Source organism: Streptomyces sp. NPDC085866, assembly GCF_044541035.1.
Taxonomy (GTDB): Bacteria; Actinomycetota; Actinomycetes; order Streptomycetales; family Streptomycetaceae; genus Streptomyces.
Genome location: NZ_JBITSQ010000028.1, coordinates 33,660 through 50,655 on the forward strand (window position 1 = coordinate 33,660; position 16,996 = coordinate 50,655).

The following is a 16,996-nucleotide window of genomic DNA, read 5'->3' on the forward strand; positions in this document are numbered from 1 at the left end:
GGAGCTGGACCAGGCGCCGGTTCGTCGGAGCGGTGGCGGGCACGGCCGCCGTGGTGGCGTTGCCCTCTCCGGCGGCCCCGCCGGCGGACGGCACACCGGCGGCAGCCGAGGTACCGGCGACGCGGCCGGCCGCTCGTCCGCCCCGGAAGGACCCCCGCCCCCACCCGCTCCACCTGGGCACCTACACCTCCGTCGCGGGCGGCGGCACCGGGATCGGACTGGCCACCTACGACCCGGTGTCGGGCCGGATCACCGGCTCGGGGACGATCACCGGAGTACCCGACCCGTCGTATCTGGCGCTGCATCCGGACGGCCGCACGCTGTACGCGGTCGACGAGCGCGAGGACGGCGCGGTCACCGCCGTACGCGTCGCCGACCGGCGGAATCTCGGCAGCCGGAGCACGGGCGGGGCGGGCCCCTGCCACCTGTCGGTCCACCCGGGCGGCCGCTGGCTGCTGAGCGCCAACTACGGGTCGGGCAGCGTCGCCGTGCACCCCATCGACGCCTCGGGCACTCTCGGCGAGCGCACCGACCTGGTCACGCACACCGCCCCGGCACCCGGCCCGGGCCAACAGGGCCCGCACGCACACCAGTTCATCACCAGCCCCGACGGCGGTCATGTCCTCGCCGTCGATCTCGGCACCGACACCGTCTACTCCTACCGCCTCGACCAGACCAAGGGCACGCTCACCGAGGCGGCCCGGGCGCGCACCCGGCCGGGCGCGGGCCCGCGCCATCTGACCTTCCATCCCGGCGGCCGGTACGCCTACCTGGCCAACGAGGTGGACGACACCGTCGCCGTCTGCGCCTACGACCCGGCCACCGGGCTCCTGACCATCGGCGACCCGCAGCCCACGGGCTCGGACTCCGGCACCAACTACCCGGCACAGATCCTGGTGACCGCGAACGGCTCGTACGCCTTCCTCGCCAACCGCGGCCACAACAGCATCGCGCGGTATGCCGTCGAGGCGGACGGCGCCCGGCTGCGGCTGCTCGGCACGGTGCCGGTGGCCGGGGACTTCCCCCGCCAGATCGCCTTCTCACCGGACGGCCGGTTGCTGTTCGCGGCGAACCAGCGCTCCGGCACGGTCAGCGTCTTCCATGTGGACGCGAAGAGCGGCGAACTACGCCTGACGGGCGAGCCGTTCGCGTCACCGGTCGCCGTCTGCGCGTTGCCGCTGTAGCGGCGCACCGAGGCGGGCCGTGGCTGCCCGAAGGCGTGAGCCGCGCCTGACGGACGAGCCGTTCGCGTCACCGGCCGGCGCCTTTCGCGTGGCCGCCGAACGGGGCGAACCGCCCCTCACGCGCCGATCGTTCGCCTCACCTGTCGCCCTCCGCACGCTGCCGCTGCAGCGCACGCGGGCAGGCCGCGGCGCCCGCCTGGGCCAGTAGTGCGTGCATGCGTTCGGTGAGCTGCGTGACGTCGTCGGCGGGTGTGTGGAACGTCAGGCGTACGTCGCCCTGGGCGCGGGTGCGTTCGATACGCAGAGTGAGGCCGTGCCGGTCGACGGCGAGGGGCGTCACCCGGGTCGCGGCGTGCAGGCTCTCGGGCCGCACGAGCCGGGTGAGCCGTTCGACGGCGTCCGGGTGGGCGTCGGCGAGGTGGGTCAGCAGCCGGGCCTCGGCGAGGGCCAGTGGGTCGGGCCGGGCGGCGGCGAACTCGTCGAGGTCGACGAGCACGGCACCGGACGGCTGCCGCAGCACCACCCGCGTGGGCCGGAAGAGCAGCGAGCCGTCGTCGGCAGGGGCGAACCAGCCGGCCAGCCACAGCCTGGAGCGGATGCGCTGCCGTACCGGGACGGGGGCCACGTCGGCGAACTCCAGCACGGCCGACGGCCCCCCGCGCGGGGCGCAGAGCGCGGCCGCGAGCAGGGAGCTGTCCTCGGGCACGTCGAGCAGCACCCCGCCGCCCTCGGTCACGGAGTGCGCGCCGACGTACTCCTCGCGGGCACCGTCCGCGGTCACCCCGCACGACCACGCGGCGGCGAGCACCGACCGCGCCCGCTCCGCCGCACCGGGTCCGGCCGCCCAGTCCTGCGTGTCACCCATCCCGAGACCTCCTTAGGTAAGCCTTGCCTAACTTATCGAAGATCCGGGCGCACGCCAACCACGTGCGGCACAGACGGGGAGTTACGCGAGGACACCCAGCAGGGCGCGCGCACACAGGTCGCGCACCTGGTCCCGGGTCAGCCCGCCGTCGCGCAGCCATTCCAGGCACACGGCCGTGGTGAAGGCGAGCCAGCCGCGTACGGCCAGACGCACGTGCGGGGCGCCGTCGAGGACGGGACCGAACTCGGGGTCCACCGCCAGCGCGGCGAGGATCTGCTGCTCCTGGGCGGCGAGGGCCCGCTGGTAGACGCGGCGCACGGCCTGGTCACCGGCCGCGTCGGCACGGTGGAAGGCACGGAAGCCGTGGGCGTGGGCCTCGACGTAGCCGAGATAGGCGTCGAGGCCGGCGCCCAGCTGCTCGCGCACCGGCACCCCTGGGACCGCCGCCGTCATGCGCAGCATCCGCTCGCTCTCGCGCTCCACGACCGCGGCGAAGAAGTCCCGCTTGGTCGGGAAGTAGTGGTACAGCAGCCCGCGGGAGACTCCGGCGATCTCGGCGACCTGCTCGATCCACACGTCGTCGTAGGGACTCTCCGAGAACAGCCTCGCCCCGACCGACAACAGCTGCTCACGGCGTTCCTCGGTGCTGAGTCTGCGCCGGGCTCGCTCCCCCTGGTTCGCGGCCATGGCGTCACTTTACTTGACGCGAGTTCAACAAGCGGACCACACTGAAAGCTGTTATTGAACTCACGTACAACACGCGCGCGTCACAGGTTCGACCATCCGCTGGATCAAGGGAGATCGCGTCATGGCGGGGACGAGGGAGACCGGGCTGCCCAAGGGGTTCCGGGGTGCCGAGCAGGGCTGGCCGGAGCTGCACCGCATCCCGCATCCGCCGCGCCGGGTGCCGCTGGCCGGCGATGTGCTGGGTGTCGACCGGCGCCGGCCCGTGCAGGACTCGATGCGCTTCGGGCGCGAACTGGGCCCGATCTTCCGGCGCCGGGCGTTCGGGAACGAGTTCGTGTTCCTGTGGGGCTCACGCCTGGTGGCCGATCTCGCCGACGAGTCCCGGTTCGCCAAGCATGTGGGCCTCGGGATCGCCAATCTGCGTCCGGTCGCCGGCGACGGCCTGTTCACGGCGTACAACCACGAGCCGAACTGGCAGCTGGCCCACGACGTCCTCGCGCCGGGCTTCACCCGGGAGGCCATGGAGGGCTACCACGGCATGATGCTGGCCGTCGCCGAGCGGCTGACCGGCCACTGGGACCGGGAGCTGGCGGCCGGGCGGGCGGTGGACGTGCCCGGCGACATGACCAAGCTGACCCTGGAGACGATCTCGCGCACCGGGTTCGGGCACGACTTCGGCTCCTTCGAACGGGACCGGCCGCACCCCTTCGTGTCGGCGATGGTGGGCACGCTCAGTTACGCCCAACGGCTCAACAGCGTGCCCGCGCCGCTGGCGCCGCTGCTGCTGCGCGGTGCCTCCCGGCGCAACGCGGCCGACATCGCCCACCTCGACCGCACGGTCGACGAACTGGTGGCGGCCCGGCGCCGCTCGGGCGGCGGGGACGGGGACCTGCTGGACCGCATGCTGGCGACGGCCCACCCCGAGACCGGGGAGCGGCTGTCGGCGGAGAACGTCCGCAAGCAGGTGATCACGTTCCTGGTGGCGGGCCACGAGACCACCTCGGGCGCACTCTCCTTCGCCCTGTACTACCTGGCCCGGCACCCGGAGGTCGCCGCCCGGGCCCGCGCCGAGGTGGACCGCGTCTGGGGCGACACCCCGGAGCCCGGCTACGACCAGGTCGCCAAGCTGCGCTACGTCCGCCGGGTGCTGGACGAGTCGCTGCGGCTGTGGCCGACCGCGCCCGGCTACGCCCGGGAGGCCCGGCAGGACACGGTGCTGGCCGGGGAGCATCCGATGCGGCGCGGCGCCTGGGCGCTGGTGCTGCTGCCGATGCTGCACCGCGACCCGGAGGTGTGGGGCGAGGACCCCGAGCGGTTCGACCCGGACCGGTTCGACGCCGCCGCCGTACGCGCCCGTCCCCCGCACACCTTCAAGCCGTTCGGGACCGGCGCCCGGGCCTGTATCGGCCGCCAGTTCGCCCTGCACGAGGCGACCCTCGTCCTCGGCCTGCTGCTGCGCCGCTACGAACTCCGGCCGGACCCGGACTACCGGCTCCGGGTCACCGAGCGTCTGACGCTGATGCCGGAGGGCCTGCGGATGCACCTGGAGCGCCGCACCGCCCCCGTGCCCGCCGCGGCCACAGCGGTCACGGTCCCGGACGACGGCTCGGGGTCAGCCGGCCGCTGCCCAGTGCACGGGGCGGGTGAGTGACTCCGGCAGCCTGGTGCCGGCGCTGCCCCGGGCCGCGTTCAGCTGCGGCTGGGTGAGGAAGAAGGCGCCGGTGAGGTCCGCGTCGGTCAGGTCGGCGTCGCGCAGGTCGGCGCCGATCATGTCGGCTCCGCGCAGGTCGGCGCCCGTGAGGTCGGCGGCGATGAGGTAGGCACCGCGCAGGCTGGCACCGCGCAGGTCCGCGCCGCTGAGCCGGGCCCCGATGAGGTCGGCGCCCCGCCGGTCCTTCCCCTTGCCCTTCTTGCCCTTGCTCCCCTTGTCGCCCTTGCCACCCTTGCCGTCGGTGACGCTCGCCCGGACCAGTTCGCTGGTGCGGAGCAGGAGCACGTTGACCTCCTGCCGGTGGGCGGCCACGTCCAGCGCGGCCAGCTCCTCGGGGGTATGCCGGGTGAGCCGCTCGGTCTCCGCCAGCGCCCGGCGCAGATCGGCGTCGACCGGCCGGGCGGCGTCGAGGCCCAGTGCCTCGGTCAGGTACCAGAGCAGTTCGTGCAGCTGGCGCACGACCGGGAACACGTCGAACATCCGGCGGGCGTGCTCCTTCGAGCCCGTACGCCAGTCCTGCCCGCCGAAGGTGATCTGCGAGACCTTCTGCCCCGCGCCGAAGCAGTCGTAGACCGTGCAGCCGGTGAAGCCCTTGTTCCGCAGGTCCGCGTGGATACCGCAGCGGTGGTCGCCCTGGAGGTTGGGGCAGGGCTTGCCCGCGGGCTTGTCGAGGGCGAAGTCCGCGGAGGCCGCGAAGGGCAGGGCGACGCAGCACAGCCCGAAGCACTGGGCGCAGTCGCCGCGCAGGGCGGAGCGGTCGTTGGTCTGATCCGGCATACCGTCCAGCCTACTGACCTGCGGAACTGTCCTGACCACGGCGGTGGGGTCACCCCTCCAGCGCGGGCAGGCCCAGCCCGGCGATGCGCTCGGGGTCGGCGAGAATGTACAGGCCGGTGATCCGTCCGTCGACGATCGTGAACGCCGTGACCGACACGGGCCGTCCCTCGGGCGCGGTGACCAGGCCCACCGCGCCGTTGACCAGCGCCGGGCGGGCGTACACCGCCAACCGGGAGAACATCGCGGCCTGTTCGGCGACCGTCCGCGCCCCGTGCACGGCCTTGGACGCGGCCGCTCCGCGCACCAGGGCGCCTGCGTCGGCGCGCAGCGTCGCGTCCGGGTGGAGCAGGGCGAGGAGCGCGTCGAAGTCGCCGCCGCGCGAGGCGGCCAGCCAGGCATCGACCACCTGCCGCTGGCGGCCGAGATCCGGGTCGACCGCGGGGGTCGCGCCCTGCACCCGGCGGCGGGCCCGGCTGGCCAGCTGCCGGGTGGCGGCCGGGGTGCGCTCCACGATCGCGGCGATGTCGTCGAAGGGCACGGCGAACATGTCGTGCAGGACGAACGCCAGCCGCTCGGCCGGGTCCAGGGTCTCCAGGACGACGAGCAGGGCGAGCCCGACCGAGTCCGCCTCCAGCACCTCCGCCTCCGGATCCACCTGGGACAGCGGGCGGACCACCGGGTCGGGGACGAACGTGTCGTCCATCGGCTCCTCGCGGCGGGCGGTGCGCGAGCGCAGCATGTCCAGGCAGACCCGGCCGACGACCGTGGTCAGCCAGCCGCCCAGGTTCCTGATCTCGTCCGCGTCGCTGCGGCCGAGCCGCAGCCACGCCTCCTGGACCGCGTCCTCCGCCTCGGCCAGCGAGCCGAGCATCCGGTAGGCCACCGCGCGCAGTTGCCCGCGGTGCTCCTCGAAGCGGTCGGCGAGGAGGTCGGTGCCGTTCATGGGGTCCCCGTTCGGTGGTGGTTCGTCGGCTCGGCTGTCGGTGGAACAGTTCGAAGGCCACCGCCCGCTTCCCGCCGAAGCGCTCCCGGGTGGCGGTGGTCACCTCGGTCAGGACGTCACGGACGTATCTCTCCGGGTCCTGCTCGGTCAACGACTCTGTGCAGGTGCGGTGTTCCAGCAGGGAGCCAACCGCGCGCCTCGGACCGACCGTCGCGTCCACGGCGTGCGCGGGGCTGCTGGAACCGGCGGCTCGATGACGCCGTCCCGGTGGCCGAGACCTCCACGGTGGTGACGCCGACGACGACCGCGCTCGCCCGCTGCCCGCGCTCGCGCAACGGACCGCAGACGGCGAGGTCGAGCGTGTCGAAGCCCGCCTCGCCGCGGCCGGCCAGGACATGGGCGACCTCGCGGCCGGCGTCGGTCCGGGCGGCGACCGCGGACGAGCATCCGTACTCCCGGTCGTCGGGGTGCGCGACCACCGCGAGGGCACGCTGCCGGTCGTCGGGCAGGGGCCGGAGCTGGGTGATCTTCGGCTCGCTCATGGCCGCAGACTATGCGGCCGGGCCGGTGTCGCAACTCCTTTTTCAGCGTGGGCTTCTCGCGGAGGGCACGGCGGCGGTGTGCGGGTTGGCGGACGCGCCCTCGGTGCACAGCAGGACGGCCACGGAGGCCGGGCCGAGGCCCAGTGCGGTACGGCGTCCTTCGGCGCCCTCCCCGGTGAGCGCCGCCCGGACACCGGCCAGGGCGGCGGCCCCGCAGGGGCCCGAGGAGACACCGAGTTCGGCGAGATCGGCCGCCGCGCGGGCACTGTCGGCGTCGGTGACGGCGACGGCGGCGTCCAGGCCGGCTTCCAGGAAGGGCCAGGCGATGCTGGACGGTGTGCCACAGTTCAGCCCTGCCATGGTGGTCTCACCGGTGGTGACGCCGACGGGTGCGCCCCGGGTGAGACTCTCCAGGACGCAGGACGCAGGCCGCGGCCTCCGGCTCGACGGACAGCAGGGCCGGAGCCGGCCGGGCCGGACGGCTGCGGTAGTGCGTGACGACGGCCTGGGCCAGGGAGCCCACGCCCACCGGGACGGCGACGAGCCCGGGCGTCGGCGCTCCGGCGGCGGCCAACTGCTCGTCGATCTCAAGGCAGAGGGTGGAGTAGCCCTCGACGATCCAGCCGGGTATCCGCTCGTAGCCCGGCCAGGCGGTGTCCTGGACCAGGACCGCGTCCGCGGCGACGGCCACCTCGGCCGCCCGGCGCACGGCCTCGTCGTAGGGGCCCTGCACCTGGGTGGTCTCCGCGCCCTCGGCGGCGATGGCCGCCACGGCGTCCGGATGGACACCCCGGGGGACGACGATGTGCGCACGCTGCTCGAGCAGCCGCGCCATCCGGGCCACGGCACGCCCGTGGTTGCCGTCCGTGGCGCTGACCAGCGTGACCGGCCCCGCGCCCGGATCCTCGGCCGCCCGCTGCGCCAGCACGCGGTGCACCGCCCAGGACGCGCCCAGCGCCTTGAAGGCGGGCAGGCCCAGGCGGCACGACTCGTCCTTCACGAAGACCCGCCCGACCCCCAACTCGGCAGCCAGGGAGGGGAGTTCGGTCAGCGGCGTGGGGGCGTAGGCGGGCAGCGAGGCATGGAAGTCGCGCACCCCAACGGGGGCCGGCGGGCAGGTCCAGGACCGGGCGGCCGGCCGCGCGGACCACGGCAGAGCCCTCGGGGAGGACGCGTTGTGCCGCACCCCGCCTCACACCTCGTCGCGGGTCAGTGCGAGCAGCCGGTCCAGGACCCGGGGTGCTCCGGCGCGCAGGCCGTCGTGCTCGAACTCGTCGGTGACCCAGGTGCGCAGGCCGCGGATGCCCCGGGCGGTCTGCAGGGAGTGGGCGGTGTCCACGTACATGTCGTCGTGGTAGATCGCCGCGGCGACCGGGACCTCGTTGGCGGCGAGGCGGGCGGGGTCGTACAGCGGCTGCCAGTCGGTGCGGGCGGCGAGCAGTTCGGCGGTCTCGCGCAGCGGGCGCAGGGCCGGGTCGGTGTCGAACATCCAGGGGTGGACCGTCTCGCCCGTGAACAGCACCGGGGCGTCGCCGGCGATCGCCTTGGCCGCGTCGAACTGCGGGAACTCCGCGCGGACCCGCTCGGCGGCCCAGGCGGTGGGTCGGCTGTCCTGGCCGTAGATCGCCTCGTGGACGAGGGCGTACAGCGGGTGCCCCGCATACGACAGCAGACCCTGGACTGCTTCCTGGAAGGCGTCGGACAGGTCGAAGCCGCCGGGAGTGCGGACGAAGGCGTCCTCCAGGAGGTAGTGCAGCCGGTGGCTGCCGTCGCTCGCGCCGAGCATCAGGCCCAGGGACTGGAACGCCTCCACGGTGAGGCGGTAGCCGCCCGGCAGCACGACGTCATGAGTGAGGAGGTGGTCGGCGATGCGGCGGGCCCGCTCCACGTCCTGGGGGTAACGGGCGTAGTGCGCGGCGACCTTGCGTTCGATGCGCGGGTAGGCGGCCCGGTAGACGTCGTCGGCGTGGGCGTCGAGGGACGGCAGTCCGCCGGTGACGACGGCGGTGCTGAGCCCCTCGGGGGCCAGCGAGAGGTACGACACCGTGCAGAAGCCGCCGAAGCTCTGGCCGAGCACGGTCCAGGGGGCGCCGCCCGCCACCTCGGCGCGAATGGCCTCGCAGTCGCGGACGATCGAGTCGGCGCGGAAGCGGGTGAGGTAGCCGGCCTGCTCGGCGGGGCCGCCGCGCAGCGGAAGCGTCTGCCGGGTGGCGGGTGTGGATCGGCCGGTGCCGCGCTGGTCGAGCAGGAGGACGCGGTGGTCCTTGAGCGCGCGGTCGAGCCAGGCCTGCCGTCCGATGAAACGGTTCGCCCCGAAGCCGGGCCCGCCCTGCAGATACAGCAGCCAGGGCAGGTCCTGGCCCGCCTTGTCACTGGCGACGGCCTCCCGGGCGTACAGCTCGATGGTCTCGCCGTCGGGGTCGCCGTGGTCGAGGGGCACGGTGAAGTGACGGTCGGTGAGGACGACGCCGGGCTGGCGGTAACTGATGCTCAACGGGTCTCCCGGGACGGATGGGTCGGACGCGTCCCAGTTCAGCACATGGACGGCGCTGAGCCGAGCCCCGGGATCATGGATCGTTACTGAACTTCCGGTCAGCGGGCGGCCAGGCTCGAGCGGCGCACCACCAGCTCCGGCTGGAGCACCACGCGCCGGTGTTCATGCGCGCCGGCTCCGCCCTCGGTCTCGGTCTCCTCCAGCAGCAGCTCGGCGGCGAGGGTGCCCATGGTGACGGCGGGCTGCCGTACGGAGGTCAGCGGTACGGCGGCCGCGGCGGCGAACTCGATGTCGTCGTAGCCGACGATCGCGAGGTCGTCCGGCACGGTGACGCCCGCCGCGTACATGGCCTGCAGGACACCGAGCGCGAGCAGGTCGTTGGCGCAGAAGACGGCCGTGGGCCGGTCGGCGAGGCCGAGCAGGCGGGCGCCCGCGTCCCGGCCCGCGGCCACGTCGAGCCGCTCGGTGGGCAGCTCGCGCAGTGCGTCCGGGCCGAGCCCGGCCTCGGCGAGGGCGTTCAGCGCGCCGGTGCGGCGGTCGCGGACCTGGTTGAGTCCGGGCGGCCCGCTGACGTAGGCGATGGAGCGGTGCCCGGCGTCGACCAGGTGGCGGACGGCGAGGGCGCCGCCCGCCACGTCGTCCACGGAGACCGAGCACTCGGTGGTGCCCTCGGCGACCCGGTCGACCAGCACGAACGGAATGCCGTGCCGGCGGAAGGCCTCGATGTTGCGGCCGGTGGCGTCGGCCGGGGTGAGCAGGACACCGCGCACCCGCTGCTCGGCGAAGAGGGAGAGGTACTCGGCCTCCTCGGCCGCGTTCTGCGCGCTGTTGCAGACCATCACGCCGACCCCGGCCTCACGTGCGGCCCGCTCGGCCCCACGTGCGACGTCCACGAAGAAGGGGTTGCCCATGTCGAGGACGAGCAGGCCCATGATCCGGCTGCGGCCCGCGCGCAGCTGGCGCGCGGACTCACTGCGGACGTAGCCGAGCCGGTCGATCGCGGACAGCACCCGGGCCCGGGTCTCGCTGGCGACGGTGTCCGGGCGGTTGATGACGTTCGACACCGTGCCCACCGACACTCCGGCGGCGCGGGCGACGTCCTTGATACCCACCGACTGGGCCATCGGGCAGGGACCTCCAGGGAAACGAGGGGCGGCGGGGAGGCCTTCACATTACCGTCATCGCCGCCCAGAACAGACCGGTCATGCGGGGAGTGCGAAGTCCACGACATGCAGGGGCGAGGGGGTGGTGCCGCTCGACTTCTCCTGGTACATGAAGGACAGCACGTTGTCCGCCCGCACGCGCATCTCGTCGATCACGACCTCCCCGAACGCTTTCAGGTCGCCGCCGTCGTACAGCAGCGCCCAGTCCGTGTGCCCGGAGGACTTGGAGGCACCGGCGATCCGGCCGTACGGGAAGATCGCGTAGGCGTTGTCGTACCTGTCCAGGACCAGCTTGGTGCGCTGGCTGGAGTTCAGCGCGACGGGGATCTCGGTCTTCTGCCAGCTGCCGGAGGAGTTCTTGCGGAGGTGGAAGGCACGGCCGTTCGCGGTGCGGTCGCCGACGTAGTTCGTGGCGCACTGGCCGAAGCGGCCGGGGACGTAGCTGATGATCGCGTGCGGCAGACCGGCCGAGTCGGTTGCCTGGCTCTCCTGGTTCATCAGGGAGTGGTCCGGGTCCAGGGAGTCGACGACGAGTCCGGGGTCGCCGACGGCGACCGTGTCCGAGGTTCCGGTGGTGCCCACGACCGTGCCCGCGTCGTTGCGCCAGGTGCGGCCGCGGTCGGTGGAGTGGACGTAGCCGGTGTCGTGGTTGGTGATGCCGCCGCTGTTGCACATCACGGCGGCGTTCTGCTCGCGCCAGGTGAAGAAGGCGTGCAGCCGGCCGCTCGTGTCGTAGTCGATGCCGTGCAGGTACATGTTGCGGGCGGTGCTGGAGCCGTGCGCGGTGGAGTAGGTACCGGTGGAGCTGGTCCACTCCCCCAGCGCGGTCCAGGCCGAACCGTCGTACTCGGCAAGGGCGTTACGACCGTTGCCGGAGACGCCGACCCGGTAGCTGAGCTGGAGCCTTCCCTCGGGCGTGGAGACGAACTGGGGGTAGGTGAACTGCGGGGTGAGCGCGAGCCCGTCGAGGGTCGTCCGTACGGCACCGAAAACGGCCGGGGTCCAGGACGTGGACGCGGGGTCGTCGAGGAGTCCGGCGACCGACTTGACGTAGAAGAAGCCGTCGCTGTGGGAGTCCATGGTGACGTGGAGACGGCCGTCGGTCTTCGAGACGCCCATGGAGATGACGTTGTGGGAGTCGTCGCTCTTGAGGGTGTGGGACAGGGTGACGGTCGACCAGGTGTCGCCGCCGAGGACCCGGCGGGCGACGACGGCGTTGCGGGTCGCGGTGTACCAGGCGGCGTACTGGTAGCCCTGGTAGGTCAGCAGGCCGTTCTTCTGGAAGGAGTTGTTGTTGACCAGGCCGTCGTAGGAGACGAAGTGGACGGCCCGGCCGTCGAGTCGAGTGGTGCCCTGCTTGGTGACGGACGGGCCGGGGTCGGCCGCGTTCGCGGTGCCGGGGGCCGCCACGGCGGCCAGGAGGGCGGTCGCCGGCACGGTGCGTCTTCTCATCAGCGGGACTCCAGGGGTCAGGCCAGGTGGAACACTTCGGTGAGTGGTTTCATGGCCTCGTCGGGCCGGGCGCCGTCCGACGACTCGAAGAACGGCGCCATCTCCGCCTGCCAACGGGCGTTGATGTCGGTGGCCGCCATGCCGGCCTGGGCGGCGGCGAAGTCCTCGGTCTCCAGGTAGCCGACGAGCAGGCCGTCCTCGCGCAGGAAGAGCGAGTAGTTGTGCCAGCCGGTCGCCCGCAGGGCGTCGAGCATCTTCGGCCAGACGGCGGCGTGCCGCTCGCGGTACTCGTCGAGCCGGTCCGCCCGGACCTTCAGCAGGAAGCAGACGCGCTGCATCAACAGCCCCTCGTTCACTAGAAGTTGAACTGATCGATGTTCTTGGCGTCGAACACGGTGGGCTTGCCCAGGTTGATCACGCCGTCCTTGCCGATGGTGTACGTGGTGCCGCCGGCCTTGAAGGTCTCGCCCTCCTTGCCGCTGATCTGCCCGGACACCAGGGCGACGGCGGTGCGGGCGGCGAGGTCTCCGAGCTTGGCCGGGTCCCACAGCTCGAAGGCGTCGACGGTGCCGTTCTTGACGTACTTGCGCATGTCGTTGGGCGTGCCGAGGCCGGTCAGCTCGACCTTGCCCTTGTACTTGGAGCCGGACAGGTACTGCGCGGCCGCCTTGATGCCGACGGTGGTCGGCGAGATGATCCCCTTCAGGTTCGGGTGCTCCTGCAGCAGGCCCTGGGTCTGCTGGAAGGACTGCTGGGCGTCGTCGTTGCCGTAGGCGATCTTGACCAGCTTGATGTTCTTGTACTTGGGGTCCTTCAGCTCGTCCTTCATGTAGCCGATCCAGGTGTTCTGGTTCGTCGCGGTCTGCGCGGCGGACAGGACCGCGATCTCGCCCTTGTACCCGATCTGCTCGGCCAGCAGCTGCACCTCGGTACGGCCCAGGTCCTCGGCGGACGCCTGCGAGACGAAGGCGTTGCGGCAGCCGGGGTTGGTGTCGGAGTCGTAGGTGACGACCTTGATGCCGTTGCTCATGGCCTGCTTGAGCGCGGTGCACAGCGCCCCCGGGTCCTGCGCGGACACGGCGATCGCGTTCACCTGCTGCTGCGTGAGTGTGTTGACGTAACTCACCTGTCCGGAGGTGTCGGTGGCGCTGCTCGGGCCCACCTCCTTGTACTTGGAGCCGAGTTCGGCGAGGGCCTTCTCGCCGCCCTTGTCGGAGGTGGTGAAGTACGGGTTGTTGACCTGCTTGGGCAGGAAGCCGACGGTCAGCCCCTTCTTGGTGGCCGCGTTCGGATCGGCCTTGCCGGCGGAGGCGGCGGAGGTGTTGTCGTCCTTGACGTCGTTCTTGGTGGTGCCGCCGCAGGCGGTGAGGGCGAGCGCGAAGGAGGTGGCCGCGGCGAGGACGGCGCCGGAGCGGCGAAGAGCTGACTTGCGCATGGCATGGGGTCCTTTGATACGAGGGTGAGGGAGACGCGCCCCCAAAGGGGCGCGGGACTGTGTTCATTTGCGGCTCCGCCGCGATGGGGGTCCCCCCTGTTCGAGCGAAGCCGAGAACTTGGGGGAGCGACCAGCCACAACGGGCCCGCAGCGTGCGAACGGGCTATCCAGCTGAACTGGCTGCCCTAGCGACAGAAATCTGCCGGGCGATCCGAGGCCCGAGCACGGACACGACAAGCAGCACACCGGTCACAACAATCTGCGACTGCGCGGAGACATTCAGCAGGCTCATCACGTTCTGCAGCGCACCGAGCAGAAACACCCCCGCGATCGCACCGCCCAACGTGCCCTTGCCCCCGTCGAAGTCGATACCGCCGAGCAGCACAGCCGCGACGACGGAAAGTTCGAGCCCCGTGGCGTTGTCGTACCGCGCGCTGGCGTAGTGAAGCGCCCAGAAGATGCCGGTGAGAGAGGCCATCAGCCCGGTCACCGTGAAGAGGATCAACTTGTGCCTCTTGACTCGGATGCCGGCGAACCGCGCCGCCTCCTCGCTCGCGCCGATCGCGAACAGCGACCGCCCGAACGGCGTGGCGTGCAGGACGACCACGGCGATCGCGAGCAGCACGAGGAAGGGCAGGAAGGCCTGCGGGAGGAAGGTGTCCCCCAGACGTCCGGCCGCGAAGTCCAGGTACTGCGTGGGAAAGTCGGTCACCGCGTCCGAGCCGAGCACGATCTGCGCGATGCCCCGGTAGGCGGCAAGGGTACCGATGGTGACGGCGAGGGAGGGCAGCCCGAGCCGGGTGACGAGGAGGCCGTTGACCAGCCCGCACACCACGCCGAGCAGGAGACAGATCGGGATGATCGTCTCGATGGCCATGCCCTCGTTCCACAGCCTGCCCATCACCGCGCCCGCCAGGCCGGCCGTCGAGGCCACGGACAGGTCGATCTCTCCGGCCACCACCAGAAGGGTCATCGGCAGTGCGATCAGGGCGATCGGCAGCGTGTTGCCGATCAGGAACGACAGGTTCAGGGCGTTCCCGAAGCCGTCGACCGTGCCGAACGACAGCAGCAACAGGACGATCAGGAGTGCGCCGACCACCGTGTCCCAGCGGACCGCGCGTGTCAGGGACTCAGGCATGGCGGGCCTTCCTCTTCTTCAGGGCGGCGGCGACCCGCAGGGCTACGATCCGGTCGACGGCGATGGCGAGCAGCAGCAGGACGCCGTTGATGGCGAGCACCCAGACGGAGCTGACGCCGAGGGCGGGAAGCACGCTGTTGATCGAGGTGAGCAGCAGTCCGCCGAGGGCGGCGCCGTAGACGCTGCCGGAGCCGCCGGTGAAGGCGACGCCGCCGACCACGACCGCGCTGACGACGGTGAGTTCGTAGCCGTTGCCGGTGCCGGAGTCGACGTTGCCGAACCGGGCCAGGTACAGGGCGCCGGCGAGTCCGGCGAGGGCGCCGCAGATGGTGTAGGCGGCCAGGATCCGTTTGCGGACGGGGATGCCGGCGAGGCGGGCGGCCTCCGGGTTGGAGCCGAGGGCGTACAGCTCACGCCCGCTGCCGAAGTGTCTGAGGTAGTAGGCGGTGGCGACGACCACGGCGAGGGCGATCAGGGACAGCCAGGGGATCGCCGAGAGTCCGCCGGAGCCGAAGTCCACGAATCCGCCGGGGAGATCTGCCGCGGTGATCTGCCGGGAGCCCACCCAGATCGAGTCGATGCCGCGGATGATGTAGAGGGTGCCGAGGGTGACGACGAGGGCGGGCACCTGGCCCAGGCTGACGAGCAGGCCGTTGAGGAGGCCGAAGCCGACGCCGAGCAGGACGGCGAGGGCGATCGCGACGACGGGGTTCCCGCCTCCGTGGAGGTAGGTTCCGGCCGCGAAGGCGCTGATGCCGAGGGTGGAGCCCACGGACAGGTCGACGTTCCTCGTGATCACCACCAGGGACTGGCCGGTGGCGACCAGCACCAGGATCGTGGCGTTGAGCAGCAGGTCCTTGATGCCCTGCTCGGACAGGAACTCGCTGTTGCCCGCCTGGGTGACGGCGATCATCACCAGGAAGACGACCAGGATGGCGAGTTCACGCATCCTGAAGACGCGGTCGACCAGACGGGTGCCGCTGGACTTGGGCACCTCGGCGGGCGGTGCGTGGTCGGGCGCGGTCACCGTCATGCGGCGGCCCTCCCGGTGGCTGCGGCCATCACGGTTTCCTCGGTGGCTTCGGAGCGGGGGATCTCGGCGGCGATCCGGCCCTCGTGCATCACGAGCACGCGGTCGGCCATGCCGAGGACCTCGGGCAGATCGGAGGAGATCATCAGGACGGCGACCCCGTCGGCGGCGAGCTGGGACAGCAGCCGGTGGACCTCGGCCTTGGTGCCGACGTCGATGCCGCGGGTGGGCTCGTCCACGATCAGTACCTTCGGGCCGGTGGCCAGCCACTTCGCGAGGACGACCTTCTGCTGGTTGCCGCCGGAGAGGGTGGAGACCGCGTCGGCGATCCGGGCGTACTTCACCTGGAGCTTCACCGCCCAGTCCAGGGAGCGGCTGCGTTCGGCGCCACGGTCCACCAGCCCGGCCTTCACCGTCGTACGGAGCCCGGTGAGGCCGATGTTGCGTTCGATGGACATGTCCATCACCAGGCCCTGCGCGCGCCGGTCCTCGGGGACCAGGGCGAGTCCGGCGGCCATCGCGGTGGAGGGCGCGCCGTTGGTGAGCCTGCGGCCGTCGACCTCGACCTCCCCCGCGTCCCAGCGGTCGACGCCGAAGACCGCGCGGGCGACCTCGGTGCGACCCGCACCGACGAGCCCGGCGAGGCCGACGATCTCGCCGCGCCGGACCTCGAAGGAGATATCGGTGAAGACTCCCTCGCGGGTCAGCCGGCGCACGCTCAGGGCGACTTGGCCGGGCGTGACGTCCTGCTTGGGGTACAGCTCGTCCAGGTCGCGGCCGACCATGCGGCGGACCAGGTCGTCCTCGGTCATGCCGTCCAGGGGCTCGCCGGCGATCCAGGCCCCGTCCCGCAGCGTGGTCACCCGCCGGCAGATCTGGAAGATCTCCTCCAGCCGGTGGGAGATGAACAGGACGGCCGCGCCCTGTTCGCGCAGGGTGCTCACGACACCGAAGAGGCGGGCGACCTCGCTGCCGGTCAGGGCGGCCGTGGGCTCGTCCATGATCAGGACGCGGGCGTCGAAGGAGAGGGCCTTGGCGATCTCCACGATCTGCTGGTCGGCGATCGACAGACCACGGGCCGGGCGGTCGGGGTCGAGGTCCACGCCGAGCCGCCGCATCAGCGCCGCGGTGGCCGCGTGCGTGGCCTTGTGGTCGATCCGGCCGAGGGCCCGACGGGGCTGGCGGCCCATGAAGATGTTCTCGGCGATCGACAGGTCGGGGAAGAGGGTCGGTTCCTGGTAGATCACGGCGATACCGGCGTCGCGGGCGTCACCGGGGCCGTGGAAGACGACGGGCTCGCCGTCGAGCAGCACCTGACCGGCGTCCGGTCGGTGCACGCCGGCGAGCGTCTTGATCAGGGTCGACTTGCCCGCGCCGTTCTCGCCGGCGAGGGCGTGCACCTCGCCGGGAAACAGCTCCAGGGAGACGTCGCGCAGGGCGCGTACGGCGCCGAAGGACTTGGACACGTCCCTCAGGGCCAGCACCGGGGCCGGTCCCGGGTCAGGCGGGTGGGTCATGGAGGCTCCTCGACGACGCCCGCGGCGGTCCCCACGACGTCGTGAAAGGTTTCAACTG

The 16,996-nt window shown here is 72.1% G+C and carries 14 protein-coding genes and 2 pseudogenes; 2 read left to right on the forward strand and 14 right to left on the reverse strand.

The genetic code is table 11. The features are described from left to right. Positions 1-32 precede the first annotated feature (32 nt). Entirely contained in the window at positions 33-1,184 is a 1,152-nt protein-coding gene (locus tag ACIF83_RS43225; RefSeq protein WP_399735824.1) for a lactonase family protein, read from the forward strand. A gap of 136 nt (positions 1,185-1,320) precedes the next feature. On the opposite strand, the gene ACIF83_RS43230 is transcribed toward ACIF83_RS43225, so the two are convergent. After that, positions 1,321-2,049, reverse strand: coding sequence for a DUF2470 domain-containing protein (locus tag ACIF83_RS43230; protein ID WP_398140175.1), 729 nt, complete (start codon positions 2,047-2,049; stop codon positions 1,321-1,323). Positions 2,050-2,130: 81 nt separating this feature from the next. After that, positions 2,131-2,736: a TetR/AcrR family transcriptional regulator gene (locus ACIF83_RS43235; RefSeq protein WP_393477651.1), complete on the reverse strand. Its 606-nt coding sequence runs from the start codon at positions 2,734-2,736 to the stop codon at positions 2,131-2,133. 121 nt (positions 2,737-2,857) lie between these two features. Between ACIF83_RS43235 and ACIF83_RS43240 the strand changes: the two genes are divergently transcribed. Continuing rightward, on the forward strand, positions 2,858-4,387 hold the full coding sequence (locus ACIF83_RS43240; protein WP_398140176.1) for a cytochrome P450: 1,530 nt from the start codon (positions 2,858-2,860) through the stop codon (positions 4,385-4,387). On the opposite strand, the gene ACIF83_RS43245 is transcribed toward ACIF83_RS43240, so the two are convergent. From ACIF83_RS43245 to ACIF83_RS43300, 12 genes and pseudogenes are all read right to left on the reverse strand, one after another. Continuing rightward, positions 4,349-5,224, reverse strand: a complete 876-nt coding sequence (locus ACIF83_RS43245) for a pentapeptide repeat-containing protein (RefSeq protein WP_399735829.1) — start codon at positions 5,222-5,224, stop codon at positions 4,349-4,351. The two genes, ACIF83_RS43240 and ACIF83_RS43245, sit on opposite strands and share 39 nt — an antisense overlap. Positions 5,225-5,273: 49 nt before the next feature. Continuing rightward, positions 5,274-6,167, reverse strand: coding sequence for an RNA polymerase sigma factor SigJ (sigJ, locus tag ACIF83_RS43250; protein ID WP_393477643.1), 894 nt, complete (start codon positions 6,165-6,167; stop codon positions 5,274-5,276). A 37-nt stretch (positions 6,168-6,204) separates the two neighbouring features. Next, positions 6,205-6,709: pseudogene (locus tag ACIF83_RS43255) on the reverse strand (PIG-L deacetylase family protein); the annotation flags it as partial. A gap of 42 nt (positions 6,710-6,751) precedes the next feature. After that, positions 6,752-7,895, reverse strand: a pseudogene (locus ACIF83_RS43260) (diaminopropionate ammonia-lyase). 6 nt (positions 7,896-7,901) lie between these two features. Next, entirely contained in the window at positions 7,902-9,203 is a 1,302-nt protein-coding gene (locus tag ACIF83_RS43265) for an alpha/beta fold hydrolase (protein WP_393477639.1), read from the reverse strand. A gap of 98 nt (positions 9,204-9,301) precedes the next feature. Further along, positions 9,302-10,327, reverse strand: a complete 1,026-nt coding sequence (locus ACIF83_RS43270; protein WP_393477637.1) for a LacI family DNA-binding transcriptional regulator — start codon at positions 10,325-10,327, stop codon at positions 9,302-9,304. Positions 10,328-10,405: 78 nt separating this feature from the next. Continuing rightward, positions 10,406-11,818 (reverse strand): BNR repeat-containing protein, encoded by a 1,413-nt coding sequence (locus ACIF83_RS43275; RefSeq protein ID WP_399735834.1) that lies wholly within the window; start codon positions 11,816-11,818, stop codon positions 10,406-10,408. A gap of 17 nt (positions 11,819-11,835) precedes the next feature. Continuing rightward, a complete protein-coding gene (locus tag ACIF83_RS43280; protein ID WP_398140181.1) occupies positions 11,836-12,156 on the reverse strand; it encodes an L-rhamnose mutarotase in 321 nt (106 codons plus the stop codon). 17 nt (positions 12,157-12,173) lie between these two features. Beyond that, complete coding sequence (gene rhaS / locus ACIF83_RS43285; RefSeq protein ID WP_393477631.1) at positions 12,174-13,253, reverse strand: rhamnose ABC transporter substrate-binding protein; 1,080 nt, start codon at positions 13,251-13,253, stop codon at positions 12,174-12,176. Positions 13,254-13,416: 163 nt separating this feature from the next. After that, complete coding sequence (locus ACIF83_RS43290; RefSeq protein ID WP_393477629.1) at positions 13,417-14,391, reverse strand: ABC transporter permease; 975 nt, start codon at positions 14,389-14,391, stop codon at positions 13,417-13,419. Continuing rightward, positions 14,384-15,424, reverse strand: a complete 1,041-nt coding sequence (locus ACIF83_RS43295) for an ABC transporter permease (RefSeq protein ID WP_399735839.1) — start codon at positions 15,422-15,424, stop codon at positions 14,384-14,386. The genes ACIF83_RS43290 and ACIF83_RS43295 overlap by 8 nt, the downstream gene beginning before the upstream one ends. Then, entirely contained in the window at positions 15,421-16,938 is a 1,518-nt protein-coding gene (locus tag ACIF83_RS43300) for a sugar ABC transporter ATP-binding protein (RefSeq protein ID WP_399735842.1), read from the reverse strand. Before ACIF83_RS43300 ends, ACIF83_RS43295 begins: the two co-directional genes overlap by 4 nt. Positions 16,939-16,996 lie beyond the last annotated feature (58 nt).

Bases quoted from the DNA above. Each gene is read 5' to 3' on its own strand.
- ACIF83_RS43230 (WP_398140175.1), bottom strand. From the start codon at position 2,049: ATGGGTGACACGCAGGACTGGGCGGCCGGACCCGGTGCGGCGGAGCGG.
- ACIF83_RS43235 (WP_393477651.1), bottom strand. From the start codon at position 2,736: ATGGCCGCGAACCAGGGGGAGCGAGCCCGGCGCAGACTCAGCACCGAG.
- ACIF83_RS43240 (WP_398140176.1), top strand. From the start codon at position 2,858: ATGGCGGGGACGAGGGAGACCGGGCTGCCCAAGGGGTTCCGGGGTGCC.
- ACIF83_RS43245 (WP_399735829.1), bottom strand. From the start codon at position 5,224: ATGCCGGATCAGACCAACGACCGCTCCGCCCTGCGCGGCGACTGCGCC.
- sigJ (WP_393477643.1), bottom strand. From the start codon at position 6,167: ATGAACGGCACCGACCTCCTCGCCGACCGCTTCGAGGAGCACCGCGGG.
- ACIF83_RS43270 (WP_393477637.1), bottom strand. From the start codon at position 10,327: ATGGCCCAGTCGGTGGGTATCAAGGACGTCGCCCGCGCCGCCGGAGTG.
- ACIF83_RS43275 (WP_399735834.1), bottom strand. From the start codon at position 11,818: ATGAGAAGACGCACCGTGCCGGCGACCGCCCTCCTGGCCGCCGTGGCG.
- ACIF83_RS43280 (WP_398140181.1), bottom strand. From the start codon at position 12,156: ATGCAGCGCGTCTGCTTCCTGCTGAAGGTCCGGGCGGACCGGCTCGAC.
- rhaS (WP_393477631.1), bottom strand. From the start codon at position 13,253: ATGCGCAAGTCAGCTCTTCGCCGCTCCGGCGCCGTCCTCGCCGCGGCC.
- ACIF83_RS43290 (WP_393477629.1), bottom strand. From the start codon at position 14,391: ATGCCTGAGTCCCTGACACGCGCGGTCCGCTGGGACACGGTGGTCGGC.
- ACIF83_RS43295 (WP_399735839.1), bottom strand. From the start codon at position 15,424: ATGACGGTGACCGCGCCCGACCACGCACCGCCCGCCGAGGTGCCCAAG.
- ACIF83_RS43300 (WP_399735842.1), bottom strand. From the start codon at position 16,938: ATGACCCACCCGCCTGACCCGGGACCGGCCCCGGTGCTGGCCCTGAGG.